The sequence below is a fragment of the Dysgonomonas sp. 216 genome, from assembly GCF_010501065.1.
Taxonomy (GTDB): domain Bacteria; phylum Bacteroidota; class Bacteroidia; order Bacteroidales; family Dysgonomonadaceae; genus QVMM01.
In genome coordinates this window covers 1-7,965 of the sequence record NZ_QVMM01000034.1, presented here as the reverse complement: position 1 = coordinate 7,965, position 7,965 = coordinate 1, and the positions used below count along the sequence as shown (strand labels likewise).

9 protein-coding genes are annotated in these 7,965 nt (G+C 37.3%); 3 read left to right on the top strand and 6 right to left on the bottom strand.

Annotated features, from left to right (window positions below; all coding sequences use genetic code 11):
* Positions 1-77: 77 nt before the first annotated feature.
* The 5 genes from D0T53_RS13260 to D0T53_RS13240 all read right to left on the bottom strand — a co-directional run bounded on the left by D0T53_RS13260 (position 78) and on the right by D0T53_RS13240 (position 5,151).
* On the bottom strand, positions 78-2,207 hold the full coding sequence (locus tag D0T53_RS13260) for a M3 family metallopeptidase (protein ID WP_163268696.1): 2,130 nt from the start codon (positions 2,205-2,207) through the stop codon (positions 78-80).
* Positions 2,208-2,256: 49 nt separating this feature from the next.
* Positions 2,257-3,138 (bottom strand): GTPase Era, encoded by an 882-nt coding sequence (gene era, locus D0T53_RS13255; RefSeq protein ID WP_163268694.1) that lies wholly within the window; start codon positions 3,136-3,138, stop codon positions 2,257-2,259.
* A gap of 95 nt (positions 3,139-3,233) precedes the next feature.
* On the bottom strand, positions 3,234-4,232 hold the full coding sequence (locus tag D0T53_RS13250; RefSeq protein WP_163268692.1) for a beta-ketoacyl-ACP synthase III: 999 nt from the start codon (positions 4,230-4,232) through the stop codon (positions 3,234-3,236).
* 118 nt (positions 4,233-4,350) lie between these two features.
* Entirely contained in the window at positions 4,351-4,536 is a 186-nt protein-coding gene (gene rpmF / locus D0T53_RS13245; RefSeq protein WP_163268690.1) for a 50S ribosomal protein L32, read from the bottom strand.
* A gap of 30 nt (positions 4,537-4,566) precedes the next feature.
* Positions 4,567-5,151 carry a DUF177 domain-containing protein gene (locus D0T53_RS13240; RefSeq protein WP_163268688.1) on the bottom strand — a complete coding sequence of 195 codons (585 nt, stop codon included), beginning with the start codon at positions 5,149-5,151 and terminating at the stop codon, positions 4,567-4,569.
* A gap of 166 nt (positions 5,152-5,317) precedes the next feature.
* On the opposite strand from D0T53_RS13240, the gene D0T53_RS13235 reads away from it, so the two are divergent.
* A complete protein-coding gene (locus D0T53_RS13235) occupies positions 5,318-5,914 on the top strand; it encodes a DUF4294 domain-containing protein (protein WP_370457837.1) in 597 nt (198 codons plus the stop codon).
* Position 5,915: 1 nt separating this feature from the next.
* Here D0T53_RS13235 and D0T53_RS13230 read toward each other — a convergent pair whose 3' ends face one another.
* A complete protein-coding gene (locus D0T53_RS13230) occupies positions 5,916-6,701 on the bottom strand; it encodes a TatD family hydrolase (RefSeq protein WP_163268686.1) in 786 nt (261 codons plus the stop codon).
* Between the two features lie 115 nt (positions 6,702-6,816).
* Here D0T53_RS13230 and D0T53_RS13225 point away from each other — a divergent pair, with 115 nt between their 5' ends.
* Together D0T53_RS13225 and D0T53_RS13220 are read left to right on the top strand one after the other, a co-directional pair.
* Entirely contained in the window at positions 6,817-7,467 is a 651-nt protein-coding gene (locus D0T53_RS13225; RefSeq protein WP_185153005.1) for a rhomboid family intramembrane serine protease, read from the top strand.
* A gap of 3 nt (positions 7,468-7,470) precedes the next feature.
* Positions 7,471-7,917: a hypothetical protein gene (locus D0T53_RS13220; RefSeq protein WP_163268684.1), complete on the top strand. Its 447-nt coding sequence runs from the start codon at positions 7,471-7,473 to the stop codon at positions 7,915-7,917.
* Positions 7,918-7,965: the final 48 nt, after the last annotated feature.

Sequence of the window (7,965 nt, the reverse complement as noted above, 5' to 3'; positions counted from 1 at the left end):
CTAAAGACTACCGATTCTTATTATATTTTAGTATAAATCCTGTCAACCTATATTAGGACGGGACAGTATATCGATATCTATTTAATAAAACCTCTGTTCTTTATCATATAAATAGGATTGGGCTCTGCTCCTCTGAAACGCTTATAAAGGGTCATCGGATCTTCGCTTCCTCCCTTCGACAAAACAAACTCACGGAATAGGTTTGCTGTTTTCGGGTCAAATATACCATTTTCTTCGAACGCCTGAAATGCATCGGCATCCAACACTTCCGACCACAAATAGCTATAATATCCCGACGAATATCCGCCATCAAAGATATGAGCAAAGTACGGACTCTTATATCTTACAATAATTTCGGGTATTAAACCTATTTCATTCATAGAACGATCTTCGAAATCGCTGGCTTTTAAAGTTTGATCAGCTTGTATTGTATGCCATTTCATATCAAGAATAGCAGCCGCTACAAGTTCGGTTGTTTCAAATCCCTTATTAAAATTCGAAGCCTCTTGTATTTTCTTTATTAAGGCATCGGGGATAGCCTCACCTGTTTGGTAATGTTTTGCATACATCTTCAATACATCAGGATGAAGTGCCCAATGCTCATAAATTTGCGAAGGTAGTTCTACAAAATCGCGCGAAACCGAAGTCCCGGACAATCCGTTATATTTACAATCGGATAGCAGTCCGTGCAAAGCGTGCCCAAATTCATGAAACAATGTAGTAACATGTTCCAATGTTAGCAACGAAGGCTTATCCTCGGTTGGTAACGCAAAATTACCTACATTATAAATAATGGGATTTATATATTTACCTTTATATACCTGTTGTTTACGGAAACTTCCCATCCACGCCCCATTACGTTTTTCGGCACGGGGGAAATAATCCAGATACAATACCCCAATGTAAGAACCATCACCACCCGTAACCTCAAAAGCCTTTACATCTTTCTGATAGACAGGCACATTATCAAGTTCCTTAAAATTCAGACCATACAGTTTGTTAGCAACCATAAAAGCTCCGTCACGAACATTGTCGATCATAAAATAAGGCTTGATTTCCTCTTCGTCTAAATTATACTTTTCTTTCCGAAGCTTTTCGGTGTAGTACCACCAGTCCCACGATTCAAGTTTAAAGTGTCCTCCTTCGCGATCGATCATCTTCTGGAGTTCTTCTTTTTCTTTTTTGGCTTGTGGTAAAGCATATTCCCACAAATTATTTAACAGTTTGGATACATTTTCGGGAGTTTTTGCCATTGTCTCGGCTAAAACAAAATCGGCATGTGTTTTATATCCAAGCATATTAGCTTTTTCGAGCCTCAAATTCACAATCTTATTTATAATATCGTTATTATCATGCTCGTTTCCGTTGTTCCCCCGGTTATACATTGCTTTATACAGCACCTCGCGCAATTGTCTGCTATCGGCATATTGCAGAAAAGGAACCCAGCTAGGCTTACTTAGTGTGAAAACCCATTTACCATCGTACCCTTTAGTCTTAGCAGCACCTGCCGCAACCTCTATAACATCGGAGGGAAGCCCCGAAAGATCTTTACTGTTCTCAATTACCAGTTCGAAGCTGTTTGTTTCGGCTAATAAATTCTTTCCGAAATTTAAAGAAAGCAATCCCAGCTCTTTATTTATCTCTCTTAATCTCGATTTTTTAGTTTCGTCAAGCATTATACCCGAACGCACAAATGCTTTATAATACTTATCAATAAGACGTTTATCTTCAACAGTCAACTTATTATCGCCATTCATATTATCATAAACAGCCTTTATACGATTGAATAATTGCTCATTTAAATAAATATTATCGCTATGTTCCGACATTTTAGGCGATATATCAGCAGCTATAGCTTGCAAGTTAGGGTTAGTCATAGCTCCTGTCATCGAATAAAAGACAGATGAAACACGATTGAGCAATTCTCCACTTTCGTCCAAAGCTACAACAGTGTTTTCAAATGTTGGTGATTGTGAACTATTTGCAATAGCATTTATTTCGGTAGCCTGTTGAGCCATTCCACTTATAAAAGCAGGCATATAGTGCTCTTCCTTTATCAAATCGAAAGGAGGCGTATTTTTAGGTGTATTAAATTCCGTTGCAAACGGATTTGAAGCATCAAGTGCCTCGATATTTAATTTTTTATCTTGAGAATATCCCATATAACCAATTGCTGATAAGCTTAGAATTAATAAATATTTTTTCATTTTCGATACTATTTATTCTGTAATAATGTTTTATCTTTTTCTTATAAAATTAATCGAGACGGTAACCATATTGGCGTAGCAAATTATCGCGGCTTCGCCAGTCTTTTTCGACTTTCACATACATCGTAAGGAATACTTTTTTATCGAAAAAACGTTCTATATCTTTACGGGCCATTGCCCCCACTTTTTTCAAAGCTAAACCTTTATTACCAATCACAATACCCTTCTGGGTATCACGTTCCACAATAATAAGCACACGTATATTAATAATATCCTGCTCTTCCTTAAATTCTTCAACAATAACTTCAACCGAGTATGGTATTTCCTTCTGATAATATAAAAGAATTTTTTCGCGTACTATTTCGGTAACGAAAAAACGTGCAGGACGGTCGGTCAAAGCATCTTTTTCGAAATATGGAGGCGATTCAGGAATCAATTGCATAATGCGCTTTTTCACAACATCTACATTGAATTTATTAAGAGCCGATATTGGATAAATTTCGGCTTTAGGTAAAAGTGTACGCCACTCCTCAACCAATGCCTCCAACCCCTCTTGATTAGTCTGATCGATTTTATTTATCAGGAGTAAAACCGGAGCGCTCACATTCTGAACTTTCCGTATAAACCCCTCATTTTTAGATGTCTTTTCAACTACATCGGTTACATATAACAAAACATCGGCATCGCTTAAAGCCGATTCCGAAAATTTCAACATCGACTCTTGCAATTTATAATTGGGGCGCAAAACCCCCGGCGTATCGGAATAAACAATCTGATACTCATCGGTATTCACTATACCGAGAATACGGTGCCGCGTTGTTTGTGCCTTTGAGGTAATTATCGAAATTTTTTCGCCTACCAACACATTCATTAATGTAGATTTCCCAACATTGGGGTTTCCTACAATATTTACAAATCCTGATTTATGCATTTATTCTGATTTACTTTAGCTTACAAAAGTAGCATAAAAAAACGCACCTCACAAAGGTGCGTTTCGTTATATTATAGTTAAGCAACTAATAATCTTTATTGTTCACTTCTGGTGTATCCCCATTTCAAGTATACCGATCCCCAGGTAAATCCGGCTCCAAAAGCTGCAAGAATAACATTGTCTCCTTTTTTCAACTTTTCTTCCCATTCCCATAAACACATTGGAATAGTTCCGGCACTTGAGTTTCCGTATTTCTGTATATTTACCATAACCTTATCTTCGGTTAGTCCCATACGATTGGCAGCCGCATCAATGATACGTTTGTTTGCCTGATGAGGCACAAACCACGAAATATCGTCTTTTGTTAGGTTATTACGTTCCATTATTTCGGCCGACACATCAGCCATACGCGATACAGCATGTTTAAATACAACCTGCCCTTCCTGATAAATATAGTGCATATTTTTTTCAAGCGTTTCTTGCGACGCAGGATGAGCCGAACCACCTCCACTTAATCTTAAGTGAGGTATACCAACTCCATCGGTATGCAAAATAGTATCCATAATACCATAACTCTCGTCTGTAGGCTCAAGCATTACAGCTCCGGCCGCATCACCAAAAAGAGTACATGTTGTTCTGTCAGCATAGTTAGTGATAGATGTCATTTTATCACCACCTATTATTATTACTTTTTTATATTTACCTGATTTTATGAAGTTTGAACCAACTTCTAAAGCGAATATAAATCCTGAACAAGCTGCATTTAAGTCAAAGCCAAAAGCATTTTTTATACCACAGGCTTCAGCCACAAGTGCTGCTGTTGACGGGAAAGGATAGTCCGGAGTTGTTGTTGCACAAATTATAAGATCTACTTCTTCGGGTTTGGTATTAGTTTTTTCCAACAACATTTTTACGGCTTTACCTCCCATGACTGAGGTTCCTTTTCCTTCGCCTTTCAAAACGTGACGTTCTTTTATACCAACACGAGACATGATCCATTCGTCACTTGTCTCAACCATTTTCGATAAATCCTCATTCGTGATTACATCTTCGGGAACATATGCCCCTATACCCGTAATTACTGCTTGAATCATTGTTTTTCTGTTATATTCAACAATATCATAGCTTTTTGTATTTATAAAAAAAGACTATGATTTAAAAATAAAACACCCTAAAGAGTTTCTCTAGGGCTTTATTTCTCTTTAACAGGGATTAAATAGCTGCTTCTTTTTCAATAGCTAATTTACCTCTGTAATGTCCGCATTCTCCGCAAACAGTATGGAACACATGCCATGCGCCACAGTTTGAGCAAATAGCCAACGTTGGAGCTACGGCTTTATCATGAGTTCTTCTTTTTCCTTGCCTTGAGCTTGATTGTCTTCGTTTAGGATGTGCCATTTTTTATTAATAATTTAGTTTCTGTTATATTTATTCTTCAATATTTAAATCTTTGAGTTTATTCCAGCGAGGGTCACTAACTTCTGCGTCTACATCATCAACCGCAATATCTTCGTCCATATCGCTATCGTCCGAATCGTCATCGTCTTCAACACTCACAGCCTTATGCTTATTTAACTTAGACGACATCATTTTGTTACACTTACCGGGAGGATGAACATGCTTCATCGGAATACTTAACGAGACAAACTCATATAAGAACCACGCAATATTTATTTCGCCGTCATCTTCGGGTATGATCACAATTTCGTCACTTTCTTCCGAATACTCTTTTCCAAACTTAACTATAAGTTTATTATCGGAAGCTACTTCAATAATTACATCGTCCAAGCATCTGTCACATGGAACAAATACTTCGCCCGCCAATGCAAAATTGAGCTCAAACATATTGGACTTACGATTTACCAACAGCTTCACCTCAACCTTTCCCTTTTGCAAATCGGCATCGGCATCGGCCACAAGTTTAAAAAACTCATTACTAAGCTTATATTCAAACTCATGAATGCCATCCGAAAGGCCTCTTAACGGTATTTTATAAAGACTAAACTTTCCCACTTTTATGTGCTATATTCAGAATGGACGCAAAGATAAGAATAATTTTTGAGAAACGCCAATGGCTTTTTCGTTTAATTATACTTAACACAATAATATCGCCCAAAATATCTCATTATATTTTTATTCTGATTATTTTAGCTATCGAATACAATAAGATCGCGAGTTAGTGAAAAATAAAATATTAATACTTTTAACCATAGTCATCTGTTTTCCATTGTTGCTATCGGCTAATATCCGCGAAAGACAAAGAAAAGTATTTTATACTGCCGAAATAACAGGAAATGACACTATTTTACGAGGATATCTGCCCGATGTCATTGTATTTGGTCCTTTGAAATTTAAAAACGAAAAAGAAAGAATTGCCTACTCCAAACTTGTACGCGATGTTAAACGCACCCTCCCATACGCTAAAGATGTTGCCAATAATATAATAGAGAGCTACGAAATAATGATGACGCTTGAAACAGAAAAAGAGCGTCAAAAATTCTTAGAGGAAGTCCAAAAATTTATTATGGACAAATATAAACCTCAAATGAAAAAGCTAACCAAAAACCAAGGGAAAATACTTGTAAAACTAATAGACAGAGAATGCAATGTTTCGTCGTACGATATAGTAAAATCACTTGTTGGTGGACTAAAAGCCGGATTCTACAATACTTTTGCAAAACTGTTTGGTAACAATCTGAAAACCCGTTACGACCCCGAAGGCGAGGATAAAATGATTGAGCGCATAGCTACCCTTATCGAACAGGGATCGATATAAATTAAATTCCGAAAAACCTACGAGTATTCTGGTATGTTTCGTCGGCCAAATCTTCTATATCCTTACCCAGATAGTATGCCATTTCGTCCAGTATATGAACAAGATATTTAGGCTCGTTACGTCCGTCTCGAGGCTTCTCTTCCATATTCCGAGGAGTCAAAAACGGAGCATCAGTTTCTATCATCAATCTGTTTGCCGGAATCTTTTTCACAAGCTTCAGCAAGTGCTTCCCTCTTCTTTCGTCACAAATCCAACCTGTTATTCCAATATAACAATCCATTTCGAGGTATTTATCCAACTCCGCTTCATTCCCTGTAAAGCAATGAACAACCATTGCCGGAACATCTTTCCTACGATTCTCCAACATTTCCGAAAAATCATTAAAAGCATCGCGCTCATGCAAAAACAAAGGCATATTTAGTTCACATGCCAAGTCGATTTGGGCGTCGAACCACTTACGCTGAATATCACGAGGCGAAAAATCGCGATTATAATCCAACCCACACTCTCCGATAGCCACTACACATTTATTTTTAGCCAAATCACGCAATTTTGCAATTGTAGAATCGTTACAACTTTTTGCATCGTGAGGATGAACACCCACCGTACAATACAATTTTTCAGGAAAACGTGACGAGTATTTAACTGTTTCGATACTATTACGAACACTCGTCCCTGTCAATATCAATGGCGATACACCTTCAAAGGCTGCATCGTCAATCACCTGCTCCCGATCGACGTTAAACGACCGATGCATAAGATTTACACCTATATCTATTATTTTCATATATATATACTCAATTTTAATTATCGGACAACAAAACTAAAGATTTTAGATTAACAGGCAATCTTTTATAATAAAATAATATTTTTGCATTATTAATAAACTGACAATATTAAAAATGGATCAAATACACCCAATAACCCTTGCCATTATTGCAATAACCTGCATAACCAGCTTTTTCGGATTCAGTAACAGAAACTTCTTCGAAAGAGGAAAATTCAATACCGACGCCATATTAAGAGGCAAACAATTCGACAGACTTCTTACCTCTGCTTTTTTACATGGCGATGGAATGCATCTTTTATTTAATATGCTTACCCTATATTTCTTTTCGAATGTTATTATTGCAACTCTGGGAACAGGTGCTTATCTTATCATATATTTTGCAGCCATACTTATCGGAAACCTTCTCAGCCTATGGATGTATCGCCGCAACCCTTATTACAGCGCAATAGGAGCTTCCGGCGGAGTATCGGGTATACTATTTGCGGCTATTGCCATTTTCCCCCAATTAGGTCTATATATATTTTTCATTCCGATAGCAATACCGGGATGGATATTCGGTATATTATATCTAGCCTATTCGGTATATGGTATGAAACAACAATTAGGCAACATTGGCCATGCTGCCCACTTGGGCGGAGCGCTTGCAGGCATAATTATAGTTATTATACTTGCGCCTCAGGTACTTCAAATAAACGGTCTATATATAGGACTCATGGCTATTCCGTTAGCTGCATTGGGCTATTACGTATATAAAGAAAGATAAAAAATGAATATATATTTTATACCCGGCCTAGCTGCCAATTGTAAAGTTTTCGATCGCATTACCTTACCAGAAGGCTACAAAAGACAGTACATTGAGTGGCTGATCCCATCGGAAGATGAATCTATTGAAGCCTACAGCCGCCGTATGGCAAAAGAAATAAATACACAGGAAGCTTTTATACTAGCAGGCTACTCCTTAGGTGGCATTATTATTCAGGAAATGAATAAATTTCTGAAACCTCAAAAAAGCATACTGATATCTTCTATAAAAGGAGAAAACGAAATCCCCCCGTTATTCCGCTTAGGACACAGAATCAATTTTGCTCAATATTTCCCTGTCGACTCTGTAATAAAAAACGATAAAATTGTCGATTTCTTTGCTCGAACCATATATGGAACAAAACCCGAAGAAGCCTCGGAATATATATTGTATAATATAATTGAAAAGTAGTCCACTTAGTAATTGAAAAGTATACCACTAAGTGTCTCGGACGAGATG

Excerpts from the sequence above, each read along its gene's own strand:
- D0T53_RS13230 (WP_163268686.1), bottom strand. The coding sequence starts at position 6,701 with ATGAAAATAATAGATATAGGTGTAAATCTTATGCATCGGTCGTTTAAC.
- D0T53_RS13250 (WP_163268692.1), bottom strand. The coding sequence starts at position 4,232 with ATGATTCAAGCAGTAATTACGGGTATAGGGGCATATGTTCCCGAAGAT.
- D0T53_RS13260 (WP_163268696.1), bottom strand. The coding sequence starts at position 2,207 with ATGAAAAAATATTTATTAATTCTAAGCTTATCAGCAATTGGTTATATG.
- era (WP_163268694.1), bottom strand. The coding sequence starts at position 3,138 with ATGCATAAATCAGGATTTGTAAATATTGTAGGAAACCCCAATGTTGGG.
- rpmF (WP_163268690.1), bottom strand. The coding sequence starts at position 4,536 with ATGGCACATCCTAAACGAAGACAATCAAGCTCAAGGCAAGGAAAAAGA.
- D0T53_RS13225 (WP_185153005.1), top strand. The coding sequence starts at position 6,817 with ATGGATCAAATACACCCAATAACCCTTGCCATTATTGCAATAACCTGC.
- D0T53_RS13220 (WP_163268684.1), top strand. The coding sequence starts at position 7,471 with ATGAATATATATTTTATACCCGGCCTAGCTGCCAATTGTAAAGTTTTC.